The following is a 25,656-nucleotide window of genomic DNA, read 5'->3' as shown; positions in this document are numbered from 1 at the left end:
ATCATGGCGGCCATGACAACCCTATACGGCATCCCGAACTGCGACACCGTCAAGCGCGCCCGCGGCTGGCTCGACGAACACAACGTGGCCTACACCTTCCACGATTTCAAGAAACAGGGCGTGCCCGAGGCCGAGCTCGACCAGTGGCTGAAGAAGCCCGGCTGGGAGGCGCTGGTCAACCGGCGCGGCACCACCTGGCGCAAGCTCGACGAAGCCACCCAGAACAGCGTCGTCGATGCCGCCTCGGCCCGTGCCGTGCTGCTGGCCAACCCGAGCCTGATCAAGCGGCCGGTGGTCAACTGGGGCGCGAAAACCGGCGTTACGACGGGATTCGACGTCGAAAGCTGGGCTGTGAACGCCGTGTAAACCCCGGAACCCCGCCTCGCCGGCCGGCCTCCAAACCCGATCTGCAGGAGAGAACACCATGAACAGACACGTTTTTCGCACCCTCGCGGGGCTTTCGGTGGTCGGGCTGTTGACGACGGGCGCAGGCATCGCGCAGGCCCAGCAAGTGGTCCAGGCCCGGGTCATTTCGGCCACGCCGATCCGCGAAACGACCGGCAGCGACGTCAGCTACAACGTCACCTACGAATACCAGGGCCGCCAGTACACGACCCGCGCCACCAGCCGGCCGGGCGCGACCATCCCGGTCCAGGCCAGTGCCTACGGCGTGACCACTTCGGGTGCGACCACCGCGCCCGTGCAGCCGCAATCGCAGCTGCAGCCCTATCCGGTCGAGGCCAACAACAACGGCCAGCCATACCAGCAGCCGTACCAGTATCAGCAAGACCCGCAGTCGCAGCAGCAATACCAGGGCAGCGGCTCGCCCTGGGACAGCGTCGTGCCCGAACCCGGCGTGGTGGTGTCCAACGCGCCCGCGCCGGTCTACGCGCAGCCGGCGCCGGTGTATGCGCCGCCCGTGTACGTGCAGCCCGCCTACACCTACCCGTACGCACAGCCCTACGTGTACCCGCCGGTGGGCATCTCGCTGAACCTGGGCTATTCGCGCGGCTGGGGTGGCGGCTACTACGGCCGGGGCTACGGCTATCGTGGCTATGGCGGTTACCGCGGCGGCTGGCATCGTTGAGCGGCTGGGGCTCGGCCAAGCCCCTAAAATCGAGGACTTTTCCAACCCCTGAGGGGTGCGCCGCCTGCGCGGTGCGTCCTCGAATGCCGACCGCCCGCGCGCCGGCGCCACCCAATGACGACGACTACCGACACTCTGAACAGCGCCGCAGTGGCCACCAAGGCCAATGTGTACTTCGACGGCAAATGCGTGAGCCACAGCCTCACGCTCGCGGACGGCACCAAGAAATCGGTCGGCGTGATCCTGCCGTCCACCCTCACCTTCAACACCGGTGCGCCTGAAATCATGGAAGGCACCGCCGGCAGCTGCGAATACCTGTTGTCGGGCACCAGCGAGTGGGTCGCTTCAGGCCCGGGCCAGAAGTTCAACGTGCCGGCCAATTCCAGCTTCCAGATCCGGGTGACCGGCGAGCCCTACAGCTACATCTGCCATTTCGGCTGAACCGGGACCCTCACATGTCGACCATCCTCCAAAACGTTCCCGCCGGCCAGAAGGTCGGCATTGCCTTCTCAGGCGGCCTGGACACCAGCGCGGCGCTGCACTGGATGCGCAACAAGGGCGCGATTCCCTACGCCTACACCGCCAACCTCGGCCAGCCCGACGAGCCCGACTACGACGAGATCCCCCGCAAGGCGATGCTCTACGGCGCCGAGAACGCCCGCCTGATCGACTGCCGCACGCAGCTGGCCAACGAAGGCATTGCCGCGCTGCAGGCCGGCGCCTTCCACGTCACGACCGCTGGTGTCACTTACTTCAACACCACGCCGCTCGGCCGCGCGGTGACCGGCACCATGCTGGTGTCGGCCATGAAGGACGACGACGTCAACATCTGGGGCGACGGCAGCACCTACAAGGGCAACGACATCGAGCGCTTCTACCGCTACGGCCTGCTCACCAACCCCGCGCTCAAGATCTACAAGCCCTGGCTCGACCAGGTCTTCATCGACGAGCTCGGCGGCCGCAAGGAGATGTCGGAGTTCATGCAGAAGGCCGGCTTCGCCTACAAGATGTCGTCCGAAAAGGCCTACTCGACCGACTCGAACATGCTGGGCGCCACGCACGAGGCCAAGGACCTGGAGCACCTGAACAGCGGCATGCAGATCGTGCAGCCCATCATGGGCGTCGCGTTCTGGAAGGACGAAGTCGAGGTCAAGCGCGAAACCGTCTCGGTGCGCTTCGAAGAAGGCGTGCCGGTCGCGCTGAACGGCGTGGCCTACCCGAACATGGTCGAGCTGATCCTGGAAGCCAACCGCATCGGCGGACGCCACGGCCTGGGCATGAGCGACCAGATCGAGAACCGCATCATCGAGGCCAAGAGCCGCGGCATCTACGAGGCCCCCGGCCTCGCGCTGCTGTTCATCGCCTACGAGCGCCTGGTCACCGGCATCCACAACGAAGACACGATCGAGCAGTACCGCGACCACGGCCGCAAGCTCGGCCGCCTGCTCTACCAGGGCCGCTGGTTCGACCCGCAGGCGATCATGCTGCGCGAAACGGCCCAGCGCTGGGTGGCGCGCGCCATCACCGGCGAAGTGACAGTCGAGCTGCGCCGCGGCAACGATTACTCGATCCTCAACACCGAGTCGCCCAACCTCACCTACAAGCCCGAGCGCTTGAGCATGGAAAAGGTCGAAGGCGCGTTCACACCGCTGGACCGCATCGGCCAGCTGACGATGCGCAACCTGGACATCATCGACACGCGCGAGAAGCTGGCGATCTACACCCGCACCGGGCTGCTGTCGTCGAGCCAGGGCGCCTCGCTGCCGAAGCTGGCGAACGACGACGAGAGCGGCAGCAAGTAAGCCAGCGCGCTCTTGCTCTCAATGACGAACGGGCCCGATGCAGGCTGTGTAAATAGTCTGCTGGCCGCTTGAGTCGAGATGCCCCGCGATAGCGGGGCATTTTTCATTGGGCGAGCAAATGCGCGAAGGGCCTCAGCCCCGCAGCGCCTGGTGCATCCAGGCGGCGCCCTTCATGTTGAACACCCGCTTGAGGTTGTAGGCCATCACTGCCAGGCTGAACTCGGCGCGCGCTCCGCTCGTGTGCCTCATCAGCAGCCGGGCATTGCCCAGAATCAGGTGCTTGATGCTGGCGAAGGGGTGTTCCACCGTCTGGCGCCTGAGCGCCATCATCCAGGGCTGCGCGGCCAATCTGCTCGCATTGGCCTGCAATGCCTCTTCGTACAGGTGGCGCGAGACGAAGCGCTGCTTGGCCGTGGTGCACTGGGCCTTGCGCTGGCAGTCGGCGCAGTCGCTTTGCTGCGCGGCATAGATCACCATCTTGTTTTTGCGCGAGAGCTGCTTGCGTTGGAGCAACTGGCCCGCCGGGCAGGTGAAGCTGTCGCTGGTTGCGTCATAGACGAAGGCACTTGGCTGGTACAGGCTTCCATCGCCTTGGTTGTTCACCGAACGGTTGACCGCCACGTAACTGGTGATGCCTTGGGCCTGCAGCGCCGCGATCTGCTGCCCATTGGCATAGCCCGCGTCGGCCACCACCGTGCAGGGCTGCTCCAGGACCCTGCTGGCCGCCTCGGCCATGGGCTGCAACTGGCGCTGATCGCTCACCTCGCAGACCACCTCATGGGCCACGATCAGGTGGCTTTGCGTCTCCACCGCCGTTTGCAGGTTGTAGCCCGGCTGGCTGTTCAGACTGCGCATCGGACGTGCCTCGGGCTCGCCACGCACCACGGTGCTCGCGCCGCTGCGCATGAGCTGCTGCGCCTCGTTGGCAATGGCTCGGCCCTGGGCCTTCAGGCGCTTGAGGGCGGCGCGCACTTCATCTGGCGCGCCAGGGCCGCCGCCAGGCCCTTCGCCGCCTTGGTCATCGTCGCTGTCCTGGCTGTCCAGCAGCCGCAGGTAGGCGGCAATCTCCTGCGCGTTGCGCTGCGCCTGGGCCGCCAGCTCGCGCTGGCCCACCACCGCCTTGCGCGAGGCCGCCGCCTGCACCTTCGTGCCATCGATGGCCACCGTGCTGCCCCGGATCAGCCGGCTCTGGCGCGCGAACTGCACGAACGCCGCGCAGCTGGCCACCAAGGCAGCCGTGTTCTGGCGCCTGAACTCGGCGATCGTCTTGTGATCCGGTGCCAGGCGCCCCAGCAGCCACATGCACTCCACGTTGCGATGGCACTCGCGCTCCAGTGCCCGCGAGGAGCGGATCGCGCTCAGGTAGCCCCAGATGTACAGCCGCAGCAGATCGCCCGGGTCGTAGGGCGGTGTACCCAGGCGCTGCGTTTGCGCCTTGGCAAAGCCCAGTGCCTTCAAATCCAGCGCCTGCACCCAAGCGTCCACCACTCGAACCAACGCGTCCCGCCCCACCAGTTCATCGAGCATCAGAGGAAACAGCATTGCTTGCCCTCGGTGCTGCCCGTGTCGATGTCCCATTGGTCAGCCTCCAATGAAAAATGCCCCTCAGACAAACGCCTGAGGGGCATATCTCGCGGACTCAATGCAGACTATTTACACAGCCTGGATGGGCCCGTTTCTCTTTGGGGTGTCGCGTCGGTCAGTCGCCGCCTCCGCCGCAGCCCCCTCCGCAACCGCCACCGCTGTCGCCGCCGCCGGAGTCCCCGCTTCCCCCGCCCTCGCCGCTGCTGCTCGATTCACTGCCGCCGAAACCACCGGCATCACCCGAGCTGCCCCCATCCGACGAGGACTCGCCGAATTCGCTGCCGCACTGCGAGGTCGAGCCGTTGTGCCGGTCTATCGCCTTGCAATCGGGCACGTACTCGAAGCCGCCGGGAATCGCGAACTTGATGTCCAGCGCAAACAGCAGCGGCAGGCGCGCCGGCTTGCGCGGATCGATGCTCTCTTCCTTGCACGACCAGTACCAGGTGCGCCGCAGGCCGTCGTTGCGCTTGGGGTCCTTGCCCAGCACCTCGGCCGGGCTGTGGTGCAGCATGCCGCCGAAGGCCGCCTTGCACCAGTTCTGGTAGCCCTGCGTGTGCAGGATGAACTCGTGCCAGGCGGTGTCGACCACCTTCGAAGGCATGGCGACGAACTTGCGGTCGCTGCGCAGGTGCGCCATGAAGAACTGGCGCAGGCCCCGCAGTACCAGTTCGGCATCGCGCCGGCTCAGTTGCGGATGGGCTTCGCGCAGCTTGCCGACGAGGAAGGGCGGCAGCCGCGCCTCGCGGATGAACTGGCGGCGCAGGCTCACTTCGATGCGGCTCAGGAGCGCCGCGAAGCAGAAGGCCGCGATGAACAGCAGTGCCGATCCCCACCAGCGCGCCGGCACCAGGAATACCGAAGCAATGCCAGCCACGATGACGATCCGCTGCGCCCACACCAGCGCGGCGATGCGCCGGCGGTAGTTCAGGTGCAGGAAGTCGAGATCCATTGATTACTTCGTCAGACCACCACCGGCTCAGGCTCCAGCCGGATGCCGAAGCGCTCGTACACGCTGGTCTGGATCGCCTTGGCCAGCGTCATCACCTCGCCGCCGGTCACCGGGTTCTCGCTGCCGCCGCGGTTGACCAGCACCAGCGCCTGCCGCTCGTACACGCCGGCATTGCCGACCGACTTGCCCTTCCATCCGCAGGCGTCGATGAGCCAGCCGGCCGCCAGCTTGATGCTGCCGTCGGCCATCGGGTAGTGAACGATCTTGGGATCGCGCGCAATGATGTCGGCGCACTGCTCGGGCGTGACGGTCGGGTTCTTGAAGAAGCTGCCGGCGTTGCCCAGCACGCGCCAATCGGGCAGCTTGGCCCGGCGGATGGCACAGACCCAATCGAAGATGTCGACGGCGCTCGGCGTGAAGTTGCCGGTTTCTTCCATCTTGCGTTCGAGATCGAGGTAGCCGACCACTGCCTTCCAGGGCTTGGGCAGCCGGAAGCGCACCCGGGTGATGAGCGCCCGGCCCGCAAGGCCGAAGTCGTTGGGGCCGCTGCGCACATGCTTGAACACCGAATCGCGGTAGCCGAAGGCGCACTGGGCGGCATCGAGGGTGAAGCTGCGGCCGGTGTCCAGGTCGATGGCGTCTAGCGATTCGAAGCGGTCCTGCAACTCGACGCCGTAGGCACCGATGTTCTGCACCGGCGCGCCGCCCACGGTGCCCGGAATCAGCGCCAGGTTCTCAAGGCCCGGGTAGCCGTTGCGCACCATCCATTCAACGGCGTCGTGCCAGATCTCTCCCGCGCCGGCTTCTACGATCCAGGCCCGCGGCGTCTCTTCGACCAGCCGCAGACCCTTGATTTCCACCTTGAGCACCAGCGGCTTGACGTCGCCGGTCAGCACGATGTTGCTGCCGCCGCCCAGCACGAAACGGGGGGCGCCCTGCCAGTCGGGGCCGGCCAGGAGCTCGGCGATATCGGCCTCGTCCGTGATGCGCGCCAGGCGCTGCGCGCGCGCGACGATGCCGAAACTGTTGTACGGCTGCAGGGGGACGTTGTGCTCCACGATCATGGGAGAATTGTCGCATTCAGCACCCGCAAGAATTCAGGAGAGCCCATGCCGTCTTTCGATACCGTCTGCGAGCCCAATTTGCCCGAAGTGAAGAACGCGGTCGAGAACACCGCCAAGGAAATCGCGACGCGCTTCGACTTCAAGGGCACCGCCGCCGCCGTCGACCTCAAGGACAAGGAAATCACCATGATCGGTGACGCCGAGTTCCAGCTCGTGCAGGTCGAGGACATCCTTCGCAGCAAGCTCACCAAGCGCAGCGTCGATGTACGCTTTCTCGACAAGGGCGACGTCCAGAAGATGGGCGGCGACAAGGTCAAGCAGGTCATCAAGGTCAAGAGCGGCATCGAGAGCGAGCAGGCCAAGAAGATCACCCGCATCGTCAAGGACAGCAAGCTCAAGGTGCAGGCCGCGATCCAGGGCGACGCGGTGCGCATCACCGGCGCCAAGCGCGACGACCTTCAGGCCGCCATGGCGCTGATCAAGAAAGACGTGCCGGACATGCCGCTGTCGTTCAACAACTTCCGCGACTGATCTCCTCATGAAACCCCTCGCCCTTGCGACGGCAGCGTGTCTTCTGGCTGCCGTTGCGGCGGCGCACGCTGCCGGCTCGGTGATGCTCACCGGCACCATCGGCAGCCGCGCGATCCTGATCGTGAACGGCGCACCGCCCAAGACCGTGGCGGTCGGCGAGAGTTTTCAGGGGGTCAAGCTCGTGTCGCTGCAGGCCGAGCAGGCGGTGGTCGAGCTCGAAGGCAAGCGCGTCAACCTGCGCATGGACACGCCCGTGAGCATCGGCGGCGGTGGCGGTTCAGGCGGTGGCGGCAACCGCATCGTGTTGTCGCCCGACAGCCGCGGGCACTACATGACACAGGGCGCCATCAACGGCCGCGCTGTCACGTTCATGCTCGACACGGGCGCCACCTCCATCGCGCTCTCGGCCGCCGATGCCGAGCGCATCGGCCTGGACTACAGCAAGGGCCAGCGCATCCAGATGAACACCGCCAACGGCGTGTCCCAGGGCTACAAACTGCGCGTGCAGTCGGTGCGTGTGGGCGATGTGGAGGTGTACGACATCGATGCTGTCGTCTCGCAGCAGCCGATGCCCTTCGTGCTGCTGGGCAACAGCTTCATCAATCGCTTCTCCATGCGCCGAGACGCGGACCAGATGGTCCTCGAAAAGCGGTACTGAATAACGTCAGGCCGCAGCAGCGGTAACGACGATCTCGATCTTGTAAGCCGCATTGGCCATCTTGGCCTGCACCGTCGCGCGCGGCGGCGTGTTGCCGGCCGGAATCCACGCATCCCACACCTCGTTCATCGCCGTGATGTCGGTGATGTCGGCCAGGAATATCTGCGTCATGAGGATGCGCGACTTGTCGCTGCCGGCCTCGGCCAGCAGGCGGTCGACCATGGCGAGCACCTGGGTGGTCTGGCCGCGGATGTCCTGCGTGGTGTCGTCGGGCACCTGGCCGGCGAGATAGATGGTGCCGTTGTGAACGGCCGTCTCCGAGAGACGCGGGCCGACGTGAAAGCGGGTGATGTTTGCCATGGTGTTGTTCAAGCCTTTTTCTTCGAGCCGAGTTTCGACTCCGTGCCGGCCGCGAGCCGGCGGATGTTTTCGCGGTGCCGCCAGACCAGCAGCAGACTCATGATGATGATCGCGATCAGCACCGTGCGGTCGAGCGGCCATGCAATGTTGCCGCCCAGCAGGTAATAGGCCGGCGCAAAGAAGGCCGCCACCAGCGACGACAGCGACGAGTAACGGAAGAAGACCGCGATGATCAGCCAGGTGGCGCCGGTCGCCAGGCCCAGCCAGGGCGCGATGCCCACCAGCACGCCCGCCGCGGTCGCCACGCCCTTGCCGCCTTGGAAGCCGAAGAACACCGGGTACAGGTGGCCCAGAAAGGCCGCGAGGCCCGCCACGGCGGCCACGCCATCGCCCAGGCCCCACTGCGCGCCGTAGTGGCGGATCAAGAACACCGGCAGCCAACCCTTGACCGCATCGAGCACCAGCGTGGCCAGCGCCGCGCCCTTGTTGCCCGAGCGCAGAACGTTGGTGGCGCCCGGGTTGCCGCTGCCGTAGCTGCGCGGATCGGCCATGCCGAGCGACTTGCTCACGATGACCGCGAACGACAGCGAGCCGATCAGGTACGAAGCCACGATGGCGATGAGGGACGGCAGGTGAAAGCTCAAGGCAGCGCTCCGCGGGGAAATGGTTGTTCTTTTTTGTCGAAGGGCGCCATCGTGGGCCGACGCGCCGCGGCGGCTATTCTGCCAGCGCGCACTGCACGGGCTTGGCCTCCAGCAGCGCCACACACACCTGCGGATCGATGCCGACGAGGTAGCCGCGCCGCCCGCCGTTGAGCACGATCTTCGGCAGTTCGAGGATGGTCGACTCGATGTACACCGGCATCTCGCGCCGCGTACCGAACGGCGAGGTGCCGCCCACCATGTAGCCGCTGTGACGCTGCGCCACATCGGGCTTGCAGGGCTCGACCGACTTGGCGCCGATCTGCCGCGCGAGGTTCTTGGTCGACACCGTGCGGTTGCCGTGCATCAGCACGATCAGCGGCTTGGCGTCCTGGTCCTGCATCACCAGCGTCTTGATGACCGTGAACGGATCGAGCCCCAGCATCTCGGCACCGCGCTGCGCGCCGCCGTGCTCCATGTACTCGTACGGATGCTCGGTGAAGTCGATCTTGTTCGCCCGCAGCAGTTGCGTTGCGGGCGTTTCGGAAACGTGGACCTTCTTCACCTTCTGGTCTTTCACGCCGCCGGGTCCCGGATGTCCCACCGGATCTTGTCGATCTCGGCCAGGATTTCCGGCGACAGCGTGGTGCCGTAGGCGTCGATGTCCTCGTCGAGCTGCCCGAGCGTGCGCACGCCGATGATCGTGCTCGCCACCTGCCACTTGGTGTAGCAGAAGGCCAGCGCGAGCTGCGTGGGCGTCAGGCCGTTGTCGCGCGCGAGCTGGTTGTACAGGCGCGCGGCCTTCAGCGCGTCGGGGCGGCCCCAGCGCAGCTTGCGCACCGACTCGTAGCGCGTGATGCGCGCTTCGGCGGGCGCGTCGGGTCCGGTGATGCCGCTCTGGTCGTACTTGCCGGTCAACAGGCCATAGGCCAGCGGCGAATACGCCAGCAGCGACACGCCCAGCCGGTGCATCGTTTCGTCCAGCCCGTTTTCCACGCCGCGGCTCGCGAGGTTGTAGACGTTCTGCACCGTCGCCACGCGCGGGAGGCCGTGCTGCTCGGCCAGCCGCACGAACTCGTGCACGCCGTAGGGCGTTTCGTTCGACAGGCCGATTGCGCGGATCTTGCCGGCCTTCACCAGCTTGCCGAAGGTCTCCAGTTGCTCGTGGATCGGCGTCTGCGAAACCTCCTTGGCGGGGTCGTAGTAGATGTTGCCGAAGGCTGGCACATGGCGCTCGGGCCAGTGGATCTGGTAGAGATCGATCGTCTCGGTCTTCAGGCGCTTGAGGCTCGCGTCGCACGAGGCCACGATGTCGGCGGCCGTCATGCCCACGCCTTCGCGCACCCAGGGCGTGTTGCGCAGCGGGCCGGCCACCTTGGTGGCGAGCACGAGCTTCTGGCGCGCGCCCGGGTTGGCGGCGAACCAGTTGCCGATGATGGTTTCGGTGACGCTGTAGGTTTCCTTGCGGGTGGGCACCGAGTACATCTCGGCGGTGTCGATGAAGTCGACGCCGCGTTCGAGCGAACGGCTCAGGATGGCGTGGGCGGTGGGCTCGTCCACCTGCTCGCCGAAAGTCATGGTGCCGAGGCAGATCGGGGTGACGTGCAGGTCGCTCTGACCGAGTTGGATCTTTTTCATGCGCGGGATGCTACCGCCCTCCCCCGCAACGCGCTGGCCGCACGGCCAAAGCCCGAGCGGCAGTTGCCCGCGGCCGTCCGCACCTGTCGTCTGCCGGACTGTCCAAACGCGCCCCGCTCCTTATCATCGGCGCCCATGTACCAAGCCCTCCGTCCCTCGCGCAGCGAATTCGTGCCCGTGCGCAATCTCAGCTACCACGTGCGCCTCTGGGGCCAGCCCTCGGCCGAACGTCCGCCGCTGGTGCTGGTGCACGGATGGATGGACGTCGCGGCCTCGTGGCAGTTCGTCGTCGATGCGCTGGCCGAAGACCGCTTCATCATTGCCCCCGACTGGCGCGGCTTCGGCCTCACCGACGGCGGCGGCGTCGACAACTACTGGCTCGCCGACTACCTCGCCGACCTCGAATGGCTGCTCGACCACTACGCCGGCGAGGGCGACGACGCCCGCCCGGTGGACCTCGTCGGCCACAGCATGGGCGGCAATGTCGCAATGCACTACGCGGGCGTGCGGCCCGCGCGCATCCGCCGCCTGGTCAACCTCGAAGGCTTCGGCATGCCCGCGCGCAAGCCCGACGAAGCGCCCGCGCGCTACGGCCAGTGGATCGACGAGCTCAAGAGCCTGCACGGCGGCGAGAAGGCGCTCGCCGGCTATTCGGCCGTGGACGGCGTGGCCCGCCGCCTCATGAAGACCAACCCGCGCCTCTCTCAAGACAAGGCCGACTGGCTCGCCAGCCACTGGTCGGCCGGGCAGCTTCAGCCCGACGGCAGCACGCGCTGGCAGATCCTTGGCGATGCGGCGCACAAGATCGTCAATGCGCACATCTTCCGCGTCGATGAAACCCTCGCCCTCTATTCGCGCATCACCGCGCCGACGCTGATGGTCGAGGCCTCCGACGACAGTCTGCAGGGCTGGTGGAAGAACCGCTACACGCTCGATGAATTCCACGAGCGCCTGAAGTCCGTGCCCTCGGTGCGCATCGAGCGTCTGGACGACGCGGGCCACATGCTGCACCACGACCAGCCGCAGCGCGTGGCGCGGCTGATCGAAGACTTCCTGGCCTAGTTTTTCTGCGTGGCGCGGCGCAATGCCGCGCGCGCCAGTAGCCGCGTCGAATCCAGCGTCGGCAGCGGTGAATTCGCGTCGCTCATGATCAGCGGAATCTCGGTGCAGCCGAGCACCACGGCGTCGCAGCCCTCCTCGTCCTTCATGCGCTGCATCACGCGCTGGAAGGTGGCCACGGCCTCGGGATTGAAGACGCCGTAGACCAGCTCTTCCATGATGATGCGGGCGATCTCGTCGCGCTCCTCAACGGTGGGGCGGACATATTCCAGGCCGCGGGCCGAGAGCTTCTCGGGGTACACCTCGCTGTCGGTCAGCCAGCGCGTGCCCGTGATGCCGATGCGCCTGAAGCCGCGCTGCACCGCCTCTTCAGCGACGCACTCCGCAATGTGCAGCCAGGGCAGCGGCGAGCGCCCTTCGATGAACGGCAGCGCCTGGTGAATGGTGTTGTCCGGGCAGACCAGGAAGTCCGCGCCGATCTTCGCGAGCTTGTGCGCCGAGGCGAGCATCACTTCGCCCACGCTGCGCCAGTCGTCGCGGTAGATGTGTTCCATGTAGTCCGAGAGCGAGGGCGTGTGCATCGAGACCTCGGGATGCGCGTGCGGCCCGAGGAATTTCGCGCCCTCCACGCAGATGGTCTGGTAGCAAAGCGATGCGCCTTCGGCGGAGCAGCCGACGATTCCGATGTGCTGGGTCATGAAGGCATCGTACAAAACGAGCGAAGAGATGTCACCGCGCTGCCCCGCGATATCCGCCGACCGGATATCCAAGCGCGCAAATCTTCGTTCGCGCGGCAGACACCGCCGCCTAGAGTGCCGACTCCTGTTGCCGTCTCCCGGAGTTGTCGTCATGCTTTTCTTTTCGCGCGCGCCGTCGTGGCTGCGCCGCCTCGCTCCGCTGTCCGGCGGCCTCGCGCTGAGCCTGCTCCTGCACGTTTCCGCCCACGCCGACGACCTGCGCGTGGGCTTCATGCCCGGCCCTTATCGCGATGCCTTCACCCACGGCATCGAGCCCCAACTCAAGAAGCTGGGCTACACCATCAAGTACGTCGAGTTCAGCCAGGGCGTGCAGCCCAACGACGCGGTGGAGCGCGGGCAGATCGACGCCAACATCTTCCAGCACACGCTGTACCTCAACGCCACCAACAAGCAGCAGGGGTTCGACCTCGTGCCGGTGGTGCATGTGCCGACGCCCCCGATGGGCCTCTACTCGCAACGCCACAAGTTGCTCGCCGCGGTGCCCGACGGCGCGACCGTCACGCTGCCGGCTGATCCGGTGAATGCGGCGCGCGCGCTCAACATCCTCGCGGCCATCGGCTGGGTGACGCTGAAACCGGGGGTGAGCCCGCTGAGCGTGTCGGAGCGCGACATCGTGAACAACCCCAAGCGCCTGAAGATCGTTCCGCTCGACGCCGCGCAGGCCCCGCGCTCGCTGGCCGACGCCGACCTCGCCGCCGTGCAGGGCAATTTCGCTGTCGCCTCGGGCCTGAAGCTCACCGAGGCGCTCAAGCTCGAAGACATGACGCTGCCCTACGTGAACGTGGTTGCCGTCAAGCGCAGCAACGAGAACGCGAAGTTCGCGAAGGACATCGTGGCCGCCTACCAGTCGCCCGAGTTCCAAAAGTTCTTCAAGGCCAACCCCGTGTGGGCGGGCTATCGGCTGCCGGACTACTTCAATCAATGAGCAATAACAACAGCGCCACACCGCGCAGGCAACTGCATCTCAACGTCAACATCCTGCATTCGGGCTTCGTGCCCTCGGCGTGGCGCCTGCCGGAGAGCGACCCGTGGGCGTTCGCCGACATCCAGCACTACATCCGCACCGCGCGGATCGCCGAAGCCGCCAAGCTCGATGCGATCTTCCTCGCGGACAACGCGGCCATCGTGGACCAGATCCACTTCCGCCCGATCACCGCGCTGGAGCCCACCATCCTCCTGGCCTGCGTGGCCGCGGCGACGACGCACATCGGCCTGATCGCCACCGCCTCCACCAGCTACAACGAGCCCTACAACATCGCGCGCCGTTTCTCGACGCTCGACCACGTGAGCAACGGCCGCGCGGGATGGAACATGGTGACCACCGCCGACCTGCCCTCGGCCCGCAACTTCGGCCTCGACACCACGCCCGACCACACGAAGCGCTACGCTCGCGCCTCGGAGTTCGCCGACATCGTGAAGGCGCTGTGGGACAGCTGGGAAGACGACGCCTTCATCGGCGACAAGGCCAGCGGCAGCTTCATCGACCCAACCAAGGTGCATGCGATTGCGCACCGCGGCGAGCACTTCGCGGTGCAGGGTCCGCTGAACCTGCCGCGTGCGCCGCAGGGGCATCCGGTGCTGGTGCAGGCCGGCGCTTCGGCCGATGGGCGCGAACTCGCGTCACGCCACGCGGAGGCCGTGTTCTCGGCCTCGCAGTCTTTTGAGGAATCGCTCGCCTACGCACGCGCGCTCAAGACCCGCGCCGCCGAACTGAGCCGCGGTCCCGATGCGGTGAAGGTGCTCGCCGGCCTCACCACCATCGTCGGCGGCACCGAGGCCGAGGCGCGACGTCGTCGCGACGAGTTGGTCGACCTGATCCCGTGGGACTACAGCCTCACGCGAATCGCCGGCACGCTGGGCATCACGCCCGACCGCCTGAAGCTCGACGAGCGCCTGCCCGAGAACCTGCCGCTTCCCGGCAATGGCAACGGCAACCACACCTTTTTCAACGCGGTGGTCGCGGCCGGCCGCACGCACGGCTACACGGTGCGCCAACTGATCCGCGAACTCGCAGGCGGCGGAGGGCATCGCGTGATCGTGGGTACGCCCGAGCAGATCGCCGACGACATCGAGCATTGGTTCAAGGGCGGTGCGGCGGATGGGTTCAACCTGATGCCCGATGCGCTGCCGCATGGGCTGCAGGATTTCGTCGATGGCGTGGTGCCGATCCTGCAGAAGCGCGGGATCTTCCGCACCGAGTACGAAGGGCGCACGTTGCGCGATCACCTCGGGCTGGCGCGACCTGGCGGGCGAGTGGCGCAGCGGCTGGCAGCTTGAGTGTTGCTCAGGGCGACGATCGCGCCGACGGGGTACCTTGCTCCGCGAATGTCCCCCGGCCTTCGGCCTCCTCCTTGATTTCGCTGCGCAAGGCACCCCATCGGCACGCTCGTTTTCAGAGCAGTCGTTGATCGGCCGCACACCCACAGCGCATCCAAGTGCGCAGGGCGTCGGGTGCTCCCCGCAGCGAAATCAAGGAGGAGGCGAAGCCGGGGACATTCGCGGAGGGGAGTACCCGGCGGCCTGTGCACACGCCCTGAACAAAGGCGCTCACTCGTCGTCGGCGTCGTTCCCGGTAAGGGACAGCACTTCTTCAACAAAGGCCTCGAACAGCGGCAGCGCAGCAGGCAACCCGTCGAGAGTTTCCGCCTCCCCAGCATCGAAGAAATGCAGCTTGTCAGGTGGAATGGAAACCCACTCGCCCCCTTCGAACAGCAGCCCCAGATAACCATCAGCAGTGGGCAGATAGAACAGCCCCGCCCCATCGAGCCCGCGCTGGCCCTTCTTCGCCTTCCCCCGCCCCCAACTCACGCCCTGCTTCGCAAGATGCTCGGTGATCCATCCGTCGCACACATGCGTGTCGCGCCAGTTGGCTTGGGCATCGAATACGGCGAGCACGGGCATGGGGCGTCCTTTGTCGAAGTTGGATTACTGCAGGAAGCTGGGCTTGGCGTAGCCCTGGAACTTGGTGTCGACCACCGTCTTGAATTCCTTCGAGTGGTAGGCCTCGACGATGTCCTTGGCCCAGGCCGAGTTCTTGTCGCCGGTCTTCACCGCGACCACATTGAGGTAGTAGTCGGGCGTCTTCTCCAGCACCACCGCCTCGCTGAGCTTCAGGCCCGACGAGATCGCGAAGTTGCCGTTGACGATGGCGTACTCGGTGTCGCCCAGCGAGCGCGGCAGTTGCGCGGCTTCGAGCGGAATGAACTTGAGCTTCTTCGGGTTCTCGGCCACGTCTCTTTCAGACGCGCGGATCGGGTCCACGCCGGCCTTGATGGTGATGAGCTTGTTCTGCTCCAGCAGCACCAGCGCGCGCGCCAGGTTGCTCGGGTCGTTCGGGAGCGTCACGCGGTCGCCCTCTTTCACATCGGCCAGCGTCTTGCGCTTGGTCGAGTACACACCCAGCGGCGCGATGGGGCCCTGCACCAGCTCGGCGAGGTCGAGCTTCTGGTCGGCAGAGAACTTCTTCAGATAGACCTGATGCTGGAAGAAATTGGCGTCGAGCGAGCCCTGAGCGAGCGCGAGGTTGGGCTGCACGTAGTCGTTGAACTCGACCAGCTTCACCTTGTAGCCCTTCTTCTCGAGGATGGGGACGATGCCGACCTTCAGTTGGTCGATGTTCGAGCCGGCGGTGCCGCCGATCACGAGGTTCTTCTTGGCGTCTTGCGCCTGCGCGAGCGACAGGCCGCCGAACGACAGTGCGACGAGGGAAACGGCGAGGACGGAGCGGCGCAGCAATGCGGTTTTCATGGAATGAGCAACAGGAGAAAAGAGAAAGGGAGAAAAGAAGGAAATCAACGCTTGTCCAGCCTGCGCGCCGTGGTGTTCCCCACGAATTGCAGGATCTGTACCAGCACCACGAGCAGCGCCACGGTGAGCACCATCACGTCGGTCTGGAAGCGGTAGTAGCCGTAGCGGATCGCCAGGTCGCCGATGCCGCCGCCGCCCACCACGCCGGCAATCGCCGAGTACGAGAGAAAGCTCACCGCCAGCACCGTGAGCGCGAGCACCAGGCCCGAGCGCGCCTCGACCACCAGCACGCGCCAGACGATCTGCAGCTCCGAGGCGCCCATGGCATGCGCCGCCTCGATCACGCCGCGCGGCACTTCGCGCAGGCACTGGTCCACCAGCCGCGCGAAATACGGAATGGCCGCGAACGACAGCGGCACCGCCGCCGCCAGCGGCCCGATGGACGTGCCCGCGATGATCCGCGTGAACGGCACCAGCGCCACCAGCAGGATGATGAAAGGGAAGGAGCGGACCGTGTTGACGATCCAGTTGAGGATGAGGAACGCCGGCTTGTTCTCCAGCGACTGGCCCGGCCCCAGCAGGAACAGCAGGATGCCCAGCGGCCCGCCGATCAGCACAGCAGCCGAAAGGCCGATGGCCAGCATCATGAAAGTCTGGCCCGTCGCGGTCCAGAGCTCGGGAAGGATGGGAGTGATGTTCTCAAACATAGGCCACCTCCTCGGCATTGCGCGCGGCGGATGCAGAACGCGGCTCGACCGGCAGGCGCGCCTCGCGCTCGCGGCGGCGCACCAGCTCGTCGATCTCGCGGCCCAGCGCGGTCTTGCGCTCCTCGCTCGGCGCGTCGACAACGGCGAACTGCTCCACCAGCCGGCCCTTTTCAAGAATGGCCACGTTGCGGCACAGCACCTCGACCACCGAGAGCTCGTGCGTGACGATCACGATGGTCACGCCGATCTTCTGGTTGATGTCGCGCAACGTCTCGAGCAGCGAGCGGGTGGTTTCGGTGTCGAGCGCCGAAGTGGGTTCGTCGCACAGCAGCACCTGCGGGCGCGGCGCCAGCGCGCGGGCGATGGCCACGCGCTGCTTTTGGCCGCCGGAAAGCTGGGCCGGGTAGGTGTCGATCTTCTCGGCCAGGCCCACGAGGTCGAGGCATTCGCGCACCCGCGTGTTGATCTCGGCTTTGGAGTGGCGGCCGTGGATCTTCAGCGGGAAGGCCACGTTGTCGAACACCGTGGCGTTCTGCAGCAGGTTGAACTGCTGGAAGATCATGCCGATGTTCTGGCGCGTGTCGCGCAGTTCGCGGCGCGAGAGCGTGGTGAGGTCGCGCCCGCCGACGAGCACACGGCCCGCATCGGGCCGCTCCAGCAGGTTGATGAGGCGCAAGAGCGTCGACTTGCCGGCGCCGCTCTTGCCGATCAGGCCGAACACGTCGCCCTGGTGGATGTCGAGCGAGAGCGACTGCACGGCGTCGAACACCTCGCCGCTGGGCAGGGCGAAGGATTTCTGCACCGATTGAAGACGGATGACCGGCTGCTCCGCGTCGCCGCGGGCCGTATCAGGCGAATGGTTGGTCATGGAGAGGAGGCGCGGCCAGCGTGAAAGCCGGTCGCGGAGTTCGCAAAAAGGTGCCGAGTATGTAAACAACCGCCCCAAAAGGGAACGAACAAATCGGCGCTTGCTTATGCATGAAATCGCATAAGCATTTCGAAACGCGTGCCGCGAGCGCCATAACGATATGCAGATTGGTTCGTTCCCAAATCCGTGCGGCAGTGCCACATTCGCGCCTTCATTTTTGATTCGCGCACAACAACATGCACAGCACTTTCCGCCGCCGCACCCTCGCCCTCGCCGCACTGGCCACCGCTCTTTTCGCCGGCAGCACCGCCTTCGCGCAGGACAACAAGAACACGCTCAAGGTCGGCGTCTCGGTCGGCAACGGCGAGCAGATCTTCGAAGTGGTGAAAAAGGTCGCCGCCAAGGACGGCCTGAACATCCAGGTCGTGGTGTTCAACGACTACCAGTTGCCCAACGCGGCGCTCGCCTCGGGCGACCTGGACGCCAACGCCTTCCAGCACCAGCCCTTTCTCGACAACCAGAACAAGGCGCGCGGCTTCGACATCGTGCCCGTGGGCTTGACCATCACCGCGCCGCTGGGCTTCTACTCGCGCAAGATCAAGTCCATCGACCAACTGCCGGACGGCGCCTCAGTCGGCATCCAGAACGATCCGTCGAACGGCAACCGCGCCCTGCTCCTGCTGCAACAGGCCGGCCTCATCACGCTGAAGCCCGAGGCGGTGAAGAACAACAACGCCACGCCGCTGGACGTGGTGACGAACTCCAAGAAACTGAAGCTCGTGGCACTCGATGCGGCGCAGCTGCCGCGCTCGCTGGACGACCTGACCATCGCCTCCATCAACAACGACTACGCCGAGAAGGCAGGCCTGTCGCTCAACAAGGACGCGGTGATCAAGGAAGCCCCCAAGAGCCCCTACGCCAACCTGATCGCCGTGCGCCGCGCGGACAAGGACAAGCCGTGGGCCAAGCGCCTCGTGGCGGCGTACCAGTCGCCGGAGGTGAAGAGCTTCATCGAGACGCAGTTCAAGGGGTCGCTGGTACCGGCGTTCTGATCCGCGCGGACACCGACTTCCCCCTTGCCCCCTCGGTACGCGCGGCGTGCCCGGGAGGCTTTTTCCTTTTTGGTTGAGCATGCGTTTCAACGGGCAAAGAAACCAGAATCGAAACCGGAAAATTGCGATTTCTCAGTCGGCTATAACCCTTTGATTAATAACAACTTTTCTAATAGACTGGACGGAATTTCAACCGGAATCCATGTCCGTCAAACCCAAGTCTTTGCTGGTCTATGACCAGCCTCATCAGTTCGAACCACTGCTGCCAACGCAAAAGCTCGGCGAGCTGAGCGAGATCACGCGCCGGATATTCGAAAAATCATCCGCGTTGAAAAGCTCCGCGAGCCCGCAAGCACGGGCCGCGTTGCGCGAGATCGTGCGCTCGATGAACTCGTATTACTCGAATCGCATCGAGGGGCAAGGCACCCACCCTGTGAATATCGAACGGGCGCTGAAAGCGGACTTCTCGGACAAGCCCGACGTGGCCAAGCGCCAGCGCGTCGCACTGGCGCACATCGAAGCCGAACGGGAACTGGAAGCGATCGTCGTCACCGAGGCAGGCGCGTTGAGCAGCAGCTTCCTGACCCAGGCCCACGAAAGCCTGTATCGCCGACTCCCCGAATCGGATCGCCTCACGGACGATGGTCAGCTCATCGCTCCGGGGACCTTGCGCACGCACGACGTTGCGGTGGGACGGCATCAGCCGCCGACATGGACGTCGATTCCGCGATTCCTGAAAAGGATGGATGAGGTCTACGGCCGCCTCCAGGGTGTCGATGCGGTGATCTACACGATCGCCGCAGCGCACCACAGGATGGCCTGGACACATCCTTTCGAAGATGGAAACGGACGTGCCGTCCGGCTCCAGACGCATTGCGCCTTGCACCTGATCAGCGGCGGACTGTGGTCTGCCAATCGCGGATTGGCGCGCCATCGCGACCGCTATTACGAGATGCTGGACAACGCGGACAGCGCAAGGCACGGAGATCTCGACGGGCGAGGAAACCTCAGCGAAAAGATGCTCTGGGCCTGGTGCCGCTACTTCCTGGCGCTGTGCGAGGACCAAGTCGATTTCATGACATCGATGCTCGACCTTCCCAAGCTGAAGGACCGCATTCGTGCTTATTTGTTGGTGCGAGGGGCCACCGATGGCATTACCGAATACCGCGAAGAGGCGCTGCTTCCGCTGCATACCGTCGCGGGCATCGGCTCGGTATCGCGCGGTGACTTCATACGCATGACTGGGCTGGAAGAGCGAACGGCCCGAAAGGTGATTTCGCGCTTCATCAAGGATGGACTTTTGACAAGCGATGGCCATCGTGCGGAACTGAGCATCGGTTTTCCGCTTGCCTCATTGAACATCCTTTTTCCGAATCTGTATCCGGAGGCGGCAACCGTAGTCTTGGAGTGAAGGATCAGGGCGGGACGGTCGAACACCGCACGGCATTGAAGCCGCGTGCCCCCATCCCAACCTTCCCCCAGAGGGGGAAGGCGCAATACCGGGCCTCTCCAAAGCCGGTTTCCCGAGCGTGAGAAAATGCCGGGTTCCCCCGAACACCAACCTCACACAGTCAGGACACCCCATGGACGCAGAACAGATCAACCAAATCGGCGCAATGCTCGCGGACCTGAGCGTCCGTACGGTCGATTTACGGAGGTATCTTTGACTACGATGCCAAAGCTGAACGACTGAGGACAGTCAACGCATCGCTCGAAGACCCGAACGTCTGGAACGACCCGAAGAAGGCCCAGGAACTGGGCCGGGAAAAGAAGTCGCTCGACGACGTGGTCGTCACGCTCGACCGGCTCACCAATGGCCTTTCGGACAACTCCGAGCTCTTCGAGATGTCGAAGGAAGAAGGCGACATGGACGGCTTGCAGTCCATCTCCGATGACGCCACCGCGCTCGAAGCCGACATCAAGCAGCTCGAATTCCGCCGGATGTTCAACAACCCGGCCGATCCGCTCAACGCCTTTGTCGACATCCAGGCCGGCGCCGGCGGCACCGAGGCTTGCGACTGGGCCAGCATGCTGCTGCGCCAGTACCTCAAGTACGCCGAGCGCAAGGGCTTCAAGACGCAGATCGAAGACGAAACGCCCGGCGACACCGCCGGCATCAAGGGCGCGACCATCAAGGTCGAGGGCGACTACGCCTTCGGCCTCTTGCGCACCGAGACCGGCGTGCACCGCCTGGTGCGGAAGTCTCCGTTCGACTCCTCCGGCGGCCGCCACACCAGCTTCGCATCGATCTTCGTGTACCCGGAAATCGACGATTCGATCGAGATCGACATCAACCCTTCCGACGTGCGCACCGACACCTTCCGTGCCAGCGGCGCGGGCGGCCAGCACATCAACAAGACCGACTCGGCCGTGCGCCTGACGCACATTCCGACCGGCATCGTCGTGCAGTGCCAGGACGGCCGCAGCCAGCACAGCAACCGCGACGTGGCGTGGAAGCGCCTGCGCTCGCGCCTGTACGACCACGAGATGCGCAAGCGCCAGGAAGAGCAGCAGAAGCTGGAAGACAGCAAGACCGACGTGGGCTGGGGCCACCAGATCCGCAGCTACGTGCTGGACAACAGCCGCATCAAGGACCTGCGCACCAACGTCGAAGTCTCGGCCACGCAGAAGGTGCTCGATGGCGACCTGGATGTGTTCATCGAAGCCTCTTTGAAGCAAGGCGTGTAAACCCAATGACTCTGACGCACGGCAAGGTCGAAGCCTTCATCTTCGACATGGACGGCACCATGATCGACTCCATGCCCTGGCATGCGCGCTCGTGGGTGGAGTTCGTGGCGCGCCATGGGCTGAAGCTCGATGTGAGCGACATCCTCGCGCGCACCACGGGCCGCACCGGCGTCGAGTGCATGCACGAGCTGTTCGACCGCAAGCTCTCGGACGACGAAGCCCAGGTGCTGGTGCACGAGAAGGAAGAGATCTACCGCGCCATGTTCAGCGACAACTTCACCGAAGTCGCGGGCTTCACCGCCTTCGCCAAGGCCGCCGTTGCGCGCGGCCTCAAGGTGGCGGTGGGCACGGCGGGCGACAAGCACAACATCGAGTTCGCGATGTCGCGCCTGAAGATGGACCCGCTGCCGCTCGCCATCGTCGGTGGCGACGAAGGCTTCAGCGGCAAGCCCACGCCTGCGATCTTTCTGGAAGCGGCGCGCCGCATCGGCGTGGCGCCCGAGCGCTGCATCGTCTTCGAAGACGCGCCCTTCGGCATCGAGGCCGCCCGCCGCGGCGGCATGCGTGCCGTGGCCGTGTGCAGCACCCATACCGCCGCCGAGCTTGCCGGCCCCCATGTGATTGCCGCGGTTCGTGACTACAACGAACTCGCCCATTCGAATTTTCTGGAGACCCTCGATGATGCTGCGTGATGGCCAAGGCCAACCAATTGCCATTCGACGCGAAGACTATGCCGCCCCGGGCTACTGGATCGACACCGTCGACCTCACCTTCGACCTCGACCCCGCCAAGACCCGCGTGCTCAACCGCATGCGCCTGCGCCGCAACCCCGATGCGCCGATCCAGCCGCTGCGCCTCGACGGCGACGAGCTGAACCTCGCGCGCGTGCTCGTCAACGGCCAGGGCGCCTCGTTCCGCATGGAGGGCGACCAGCTCGTCATCGACGGCCTGCCCTACGCGGAAGAAGGCGACTTCGAACTCGAGATCTTCACCACCTGCTGTCCCATCAAGAACACCAAGCTGATGGGCCTGTTCGTGAGTGAAGACACGTTTTTCACGCAGTGCGAGGCCGAGGGCTTTCGCCGCATCACCTACTTCCTGGACCGCCCGGATGTGATGTCGACCTACACCGTCACGCTGCGCGCCGCCAAGGCCGCGTACCCGGTGCTGCTGTCGAACGGCAACCTCGTCGAGCAGGGCGACCTGCCCGAGGGCCGCCACTTCGCGAAATGGGTCGACCCATTCCGCAAGCCCAGCTACTTGTTCGCGCTCGTGGCTGGCAAGCTGGTGGCGCGCGAGCAGCGCATCACCGCGCGCAACGGCAAGGAGCATTTGCTGCAGGTGTACGTGCGCGCCGGCGACCTCGACAAGACCGAGCACGCGATGAACTCGCTCATCAACTCCGTGCTGTGGGACGAGGCCCGCTTCGGCCTGCCGCTGGACCTCGACCGCTTCATGATCGTTGCGACCAGCGACTTCAACATGGGCGCGATGGAGAACAAGGGCCTGAACATCTTCAACACGAAGTACGTTCTGGCCAACCAGGCCACCGCCACCGATGCGGACTACAGCAATATCGAAAGCGTCGTCGGCCACGAGTACTTCCACAACTGGAGCGGCGACCGCGTGACCTGCCGCGACTGGTTCCAGCTCTCGCTGAAGGAAGGCCTCACCGTCTTCCGCGACCAGGAGTTCAGCCAGGACCTGTGCGCCGACGCCTCGGCCCGCGCCGTGAAGCGCATCGAAGACGTGCGCGTGCTGCGCACCGCCCAGTTCCCCGAAGACGCCGGCCCCATGGCCCACCCGGTGCGGCCCGACAGCTATATCGAGATCAGCAACTTCTACACCGTCACCATCTATGAAAAGGGTGCCGAGGTCGTTCGCATGATGCAGACGCTGGTCGGCCGCAAGGGCTTCGAGGCGGGCATTACCCTCTACTTCGAGCGCCACGACGGCCAGGCCGTGACCTGCGACGACTTCGCGCAGGCCATTGCCGATGCCAACCCCGATTCGGAACTGGCGCGCCTCCTGCCCCAGTTCAAGCGCTGGTACAGCCAGGCCGGCACGCCCCGCATTGCGGCGCACGGCGTGTACGACGCGCAGAACCGCAGCTACACGCTGAGCGTGGTGCAAAGCTGCCCGCCCACGCCGGGCCAGCCGACCAAGGAGCCCTTCGTCATTCCGCTGAACATCGGCCTGCTCGATGCCAACGGGCGCGAGCTGGCGATCCAGCTTGAAGGCGAAAGCGACGTGACGCGCGGCACCCGCACCATCGTGCTCTCGCGCGCCGGCGAGCAGCTCACCTTCGTGGGCCTCGATGCCGAGCCCGTGCCGTCGATCCTGCGTGGCTTCAGCGCGCCGGTGATCCTCGATTTCGACTACACCGACGTCCAACTGCTCACCCTGCTGGCCAACGACCCCGACCCGTTCAACCGCTGGGAAGCCGGCCAGCGCCTGGGCCTGCGCGCCGCGCTGCAGGGCATTGCGGCCCTGGCCACCGACACCCCGGTGCTGAACGACGCCTACATCGACGCCATGCGCAGCGTGCTGCGCAACCCACAGCTCGACGCCGCCTTCAAGGAGCTGGTGCTCACGCTGCCGTCGGAAACGTATATCGCCGAACAGCTCGACGTGGTCGATCCGCAGCGCGTGCACCTCGTGCGCGAAGCCATGCGCGCGCAGCTCGCCACCGCCCTCTTTGCCGACTGGGAACAGGTGTACGAAGAGAACCACGACACCGGCGCCTACACGCCCGACCCGACCTCCTCGGGCCGCCGCGCGCTGGCCGGCATGGCGCTCAACTTTCTGTGCCTGGCGGCGCGCGCCTCGGGCGACACCGTGTGGCCCGGCAAGACGCTGCAGCGTTTTAAAGACGCGGGCAACATGACCGACCGCTTCAACGCGCTCAACGCGCTCGTGTCGTCGGGCCACACGCTCGCGGCGCAGGCGCTCGCGCGGTTCCACGCCATCTTCAAGGACGAGGCGCTGGTCATCGACAAGTGGTTCTCGCTGCAGGCCGGCGCCAGCGACCGCGGCGGCGACATCCTGCCGCTGGTCAAGCAGTTGATGAAGCACCCGGACTTCTCGCTCAAGAACCCGAACCGCGCGCGCAGCGTGATCTTCAGTTATTGCAGCGCGAACCCCGGCGCCTTCCACCGCCCCGACGCGGCCGGCTACGTGTTCTGGAGCGACCGCGTGATCGAGCTCGACGCCATCAACCCGCAAGTCGCCGCACGCCTGGCGCGCTCGCTCGACCGCTGGAGCAAGCTGGCCGAGCCGTACCGCAGCGCCGCGCGCGAAGCGATCGCGCGTGTGGCGGCCAAGCCGGACCTCAGCAAGGACACCCACGAAGTCGTTACCCGCGCGCTCGCCGGTAACTGATCAACCAGCAAGCTAGCCAACCAGCAAGCAGACAAGCAAGGAACACAGAAGCACATGGCTCAACAACAACAGAAGATTTCCCTCACCCGCTACCTCGTCGAACAACAGCGCGCCGACGGCCTCATTCCCGGCCAGTTGCGCCTGCTGCTCGAAGTGGTGGCCCGTGCGTGCAAGAGCATCAGCCAGGCCGTCAACAAGGGCGCGCTGGGCGGTGTGCTCGGCACGGCCGAGAGCGAGAACGTGCAGGGCGAGATCCAGAAGAAGCTGGACATCATCGCCAACGAAGTGCTCATCGAGGCCAACGAATGGGGCGGCCACCTCGCGGCCATGGCCAGCGAGGAAATGGACAGCATCTACGTGGTGCCCAACCGCTACCCGCAGGGCGAATACCTGTTGATGTTCGACCCGCTGGACGGCAGCAGCAACATCGACGTGAACGTGAGCATCGGCACCATCTTCAGCGTGCTGAAGAAGCCCGACGACACCCCCGGCGTGCAGGAAGCCGACTTTCTGCAGGCCGGTACGCAACAGGTGGCCGCGGGCTACTGCATCTACGGCCCGCAGACCACGCTGGTGCTCACCGTGGGCAATGGCGTGGACATGTTCACGCTCGACCGCGAGCAAGGCAGCTTTGTGCTGACGCAGCAAGACATCCAGATTCCTGCGGATACAAAAGAATTCGCGATCAACATGAGCAACATGCGCCACTGGGACGAGCCCATGAAGCGCTACATCGACGAGTGCCTGGCCGGCAAGGAAGGCCCGCGCGGCAAGGACTTCAACATGCGCTGGATTGCCAGCATGGTGGCCGACGTGCACCGCATCCTGATGCGCGGCGGCGTGTTCATGTACCCGTGGGACAAGCGCGAGCCCGAGAAGGCCGGCAAGCTGCGGCTGATGTACGAGGCCAACCCGATGAGCTGGCTGGTCGAGCAGGCCGGCGGCGCAGCAACCAACGGCAAGCAGCGCATCCTTGACCTGAAGCCCACCAAGCTGCACGAGCGGGTGAGCGTGATGTTGGGTTCGCGTAACGAAGTTGAGCGTTTGACCCAGTACCACGCCGAAAAGGCCTGATGAGGTGG

General features: G+C 65.4%; 27 protein-coding genes. 15 read left to right on the top strand and 12 right to left on the bottom strand.

What is annotated here, in order from left to right:
* Positions 1–12 precede the first annotated feature (12 nt).
* The 4 genes from QFZ83_RS05610 (at position 13) to argG (ending at position 2,889) form a co-directional block, all read left to right on the top strand.
* Entirely contained in the window at positions 13–366 is a 354-nt protein-coding gene (locus tag QFZ83_RS05610; protein WP_307503609.1) for an ArsC family reductase, read from the top strand.
* 58 nt (positions 367–424) lie between these two features.
* Entirely contained in the window at positions 425–1,087 is a 663-nt protein-coding gene (locus tag QFZ83_RS05605) for a hypothetical protein (RefSeq protein ID WP_307503607.1), read from the top strand.
* Positions 1,088–1,201: 114 nt separating this feature from the next.
* A complete protein-coding gene (locus tag QFZ83_RS05600; RefSeq protein WP_307503604.1) occupies positions 1,202–1,528 on the top strand; it encodes a pyrimidine/purine nucleoside phosphorylase in 327 nt (108 codons plus the stop codon).
* Between the two features lie 14 nt (positions 1,529–1,542).
* The gene (gene argG / locus QFZ83_RS05595; protein ID WP_307503600.1) at positions 1,543–2,889 is read left to right on the top strand and encodes an argininosuccinate synthase; all 1,347 of its coding nucleotides are present in this window, start codon (positions 1,543–1,545) and stop codon (positions 2,887–2,889) included.
* A 132-nt stretch (positions 2,890–3,021) separates the two neighbouring features.
* Here argG and QFZ83_RS05590 read toward each other — a convergent pair whose 3' ends face one another.
* The 3 genes from QFZ83_RS05590 to murB all read right to left on the bottom strand — a co-directional run bounded on the left by QFZ83_RS05590 (position 3,022) and on the right by murB (position 6,486).
* Positions 3,022–4,467: an IS1182 family transposase gene (locus QFZ83_RS05590; RefSeq protein WP_307503597.1), complete on the bottom strand. Its 1,446-nt coding sequence runs from the start codon at positions 4,465–4,467 to the stop codon at positions 3,022–3,024.
* 121 nt (positions 4,468–4,588) lie between these two features.
* The gene (locus tag QFZ83_RS05585; RefSeq protein WP_307503592.1) at positions 4,589–5,422 is read right to left on the bottom strand and encodes a hypothetical protein; all 834 of its coding nucleotides are present in this window, start codon (positions 5,420–5,422) and stop codon (positions 4,589–4,591) included.
* 11 nt (positions 5,423–5,433) lie between these two features.
* The gene (gene murB, locus QFZ83_RS05580; protein WP_013542742.1) at positions 5,434–6,486 is read right to left on the bottom strand and encodes a UDP-N-acetylmuramate dehydrogenase; all 1,053 of its coding nucleotides are present in this window, start codon (positions 6,484–6,486) and stop codon (positions 5,434–5,436) included.
* Between the two features lie 45 nt (positions 6,487–6,531).
* Between murB and QFZ83_RS05575 the strand changes: the two genes are divergently transcribed.
* Complete coding sequence (locus tag QFZ83_RS05575; protein WP_013542743.1) at positions 6,532–7,017, top strand: YajQ family cyclic di-GMP-binding protein; 486 nt, start codon at positions 6,532–6,534, stop codon at positions 7,015–7,017.
* Positions 7,018–7,024: 7 nt separating this feature from the next.
* Positions 7,025–7,675, top strand: coding sequence for a TIGR02281 family clan AA aspartic protease (locus QFZ83_RS05570; protein WP_307503588.1), 651 nt, complete (start codon positions 7,025–7,027; stop codon positions 7,673–7,675).
* A gap of 6 nt (positions 7,676–7,681) precedes the next feature.
* Here the strand turns inward: QFZ83_RS05570 and QFZ83_RS05565 are convergent, their stop codons facing one another.
* The 4 genes from QFZ83_RS05565 to QFZ83_RS05550 form a co-directional block, all read right to left on the bottom strand.
* Positions 7,682–8,035 (bottom strand): RidA family protein, encoded by a 354-nt coding sequence (locus QFZ83_RS05565; RefSeq protein ID WP_306882796.1) that lies wholly within the window; start codon positions 8,033–8,035, stop codon positions 7,682–7,684.
* A gap of 8 nt (positions 8,036–8,043) precedes the next feature.
* Positions 8,044–8,679: a glycerol-3-phosphate 1-O-acyltransferase PlsY gene (gene plsY, locus QFZ83_RS05560; RefSeq protein ID WP_306882795.1), complete on the bottom strand. Its 636-nt coding sequence runs from the start codon at positions 8,677–8,679 to the stop codon at positions 8,044–8,046.
* A gap of 73 nt (positions 8,680–8,752) precedes the next feature.
* Positions 8,753–9,256, bottom strand: a complete 504-nt coding sequence (locus QFZ83_RS05555) for an aminoacyl-tRNA deacylase (RefSeq protein WP_307503585.1) — start codon at positions 9,254–9,256, stop codon at positions 8,753–8,755.
* Positions 9,253–10,314 (bottom strand): aldo/keto reductase, encoded by a 1,062-nt coding sequence (locus QFZ83_RS05550; RefSeq protein ID WP_307503581.1) that lies wholly within the window; start codon positions 10,312–10,314, stop codon positions 9,253–9,255. Before QFZ83_RS05550 ends, QFZ83_RS05555 begins: the two co-directional genes overlap by 4 nt.
* 135 nt (positions 10,315–10,449) lie before the next feature.
* Between QFZ83_RS05550 and QFZ83_RS05545 the strand changes: the two genes are divergently transcribed.
* Positions 10,450–11,376, top strand: a complete 927-nt coding sequence (locus tag QFZ83_RS05545) for an alpha/beta fold hydrolase (RefSeq protein ID WP_307503577.1) — start codon at positions 10,450–10,452, stop codon at positions 11,374–11,376.
* Here the strand turns inward: QFZ83_RS05545 and QFZ83_RS05540 are convergent.
* Positions 11,373–12,071, bottom strand: a complete 699-nt coding sequence (locus tag QFZ83_RS05540; RefSeq protein WP_307503574.1) for an aspartate/glutamate racemase family protein — start codon at positions 12,069–12,071, stop codon at positions 11,373–11,375. The two genes, QFZ83_RS05545 and QFZ83_RS05540, sit on opposite strands and share 4 nt — an antisense overlap.
* 151 nt (positions 12,072–12,222) lie before the next feature.
* On the opposite strand from QFZ83_RS05540, the gene QFZ83_RS05535 reads away from it, so the two are divergent.
* Together QFZ83_RS05535 and QFZ83_RS05530 are read left to right on the top strand one after the other, a co-directional pair.
* Positions 12,223–13,056, top strand: a complete 834-nt coding sequence (locus QFZ83_RS05535; protein WP_307503572.1) for a MetQ/NlpA family ABC transporter substrate-binding protein — start codon at positions 12,223–12,225, stop codon at positions 13,054–13,056.
* Complete coding sequence (locus QFZ83_RS05530; RefSeq protein ID WP_307503570.1) at positions 13,053–14,408, top strand: LLM class flavin-dependent oxidoreductase; 1,356 nt, start codon at positions 13,053–13,055, stop codon at positions 14,406–14,408. The genes QFZ83_RS05535 and QFZ83_RS05530 overlap by 4 nt, the downstream gene beginning before the upstream one ends.
* 270 nt (positions 14,409–14,678) lie before the next feature.
* Here QFZ83_RS05530 and QFZ83_RS05525 read toward each other — a convergent pair whose 3' ends face one another.
* The 4 genes from QFZ83_RS05525 to QFZ83_RS05510 are packed head-to-tail and all read right to left on the bottom strand — an operon-like array spanning position 14,679 to position 17,453.
* The gene (locus QFZ83_RS05525; protein ID WP_307503567.1) at positions 14,679–15,032 is read right to left on the bottom strand and encodes a hypothetical protein; all 354 of its coding nucleotides are present in this window, start codon (positions 15,030–15,032) and stop codon (positions 14,679–14,681) included.
* Positions 15,033–15,056: 24 nt separating this feature from the next.
* Entirely contained in the window at positions 15,057–15,878 is an 822-nt protein-coding gene (locus QFZ83_RS05520) for a MetQ/NlpA family ABC transporter substrate-binding protein (protein ID WP_307503564.1), read from the bottom strand.
* A 44-nt stretch (positions 15,879–15,922) separates the two neighbouring features.
* On the bottom strand, positions 15,923–16,585 hold the full coding sequence (locus QFZ83_RS05515) for a methionine ABC transporter permease (RefSeq protein ID WP_013542754.1): 663 nt from the start codon (positions 16,583–16,585) through the stop codon (positions 15,923–15,925).
* Complete coding sequence (locus QFZ83_RS05510) at positions 16,578–17,453, bottom strand: methionine ABC transporter ATP-binding protein (RefSeq protein ID WP_307503562.1); 876 nt, start codon at positions 17,451–17,453, stop codon at positions 16,578–16,580. The genes QFZ83_RS05515 and QFZ83_RS05510 overlap by 8 nt, the downstream gene beginning before the upstream one ends.
* A gap of 236 nt (positions 17,454–17,689) precedes the next feature.
* Here QFZ83_RS05510 and QFZ83_RS05505 point away from each other — a divergent pair, with 236 nt between their 5' ends.
* The 6 genes from QFZ83_RS05505 (at position 17,690) to QFZ83_RS05480 (ending at position 25,648) form a co-directional block, all read left to right on the top strand.
* Positions 17,690–18,505 carry a MetQ/NlpA family ABC transporter substrate-binding protein gene (locus tag QFZ83_RS05505; RefSeq protein WP_307503560.1) on the top strand — a complete coding sequence of 272 codons (816 nt, stop codon included), beginning with the start codon at positions 17,690–17,692 and terminating at the stop codon, positions 18,503–18,505.
* Between the two features lie 202 nt (positions 18,506–18,707).
* A complete protein-coding gene (locus QFZ83_RS05500; protein ID WP_307503558.1) occupies positions 18,708–19,916 on the top strand; it encodes a Fic family protein in 1,209 nt (402 codons plus the stop codon).
* 172 nt (positions 19,917–20,088) lie between these two features.
* Positions 20,089–21,193 (top strand): peptide chain release factor 2 gene (gene prfB, locus QFZ83_RS05495; protein ID WP_307503554.1). Its coding sequence is split into 2 segments (ribosomal slippage): positions 20,089–20,169 and positions 20,171–21,193, totalling 1,104 coding nucleotides; the frame shifts between segments, so codons are not numbered across the junction.
* A 5-nt stretch (positions 21,194–21,198) separates the two neighbouring features.
* The gene (locus QFZ83_RS05490) at positions 21,199–21,885 is read left to right on the top strand and encodes an HAD family phosphatase (protein ID WP_307503551.1); all 687 of its coding nucleotides are present in this window, start codon (positions 21,199–21,201) and stop codon (positions 21,883–21,885) included.
* Entirely contained in the window at positions 21,872–24,574 is a 2,703-nt protein-coding gene (pepN, locus tag QFZ83_RS05485; RefSeq protein WP_307503548.1) for an aminopeptidase N, read from the top strand. Before QFZ83_RS05490 ends, pepN begins: the two co-directional genes overlap by 14 nt.
* A 54-nt stretch (positions 24,575–24,628) precedes the next feature.
* A complete protein-coding gene (locus tag QFZ83_RS05480) occupies positions 24,629–25,648 on the top strand; it encodes a class 1 fructose-bisphosphatase (protein WP_013542760.1) in 1,020 nt (339 codons plus the stop codon).
* Positions 25,649–25,656 lie beyond the last annotated feature (8 nt).

This window comes from Variovorax sp. W1I1, assembly GCF_030815625.1.
GTDB lineage: Bacteria > Pseudomonadota > Gammaproteobacteria > Burkholderiales > Burkholderiaceae_C > Variovorax > Variovorax paradoxus_C.
The sequence above is the reverse complement of the archived record's forward strand: the minus strand, read 5'-3'. Positions and strand labels throughout refer to the sequence as shown.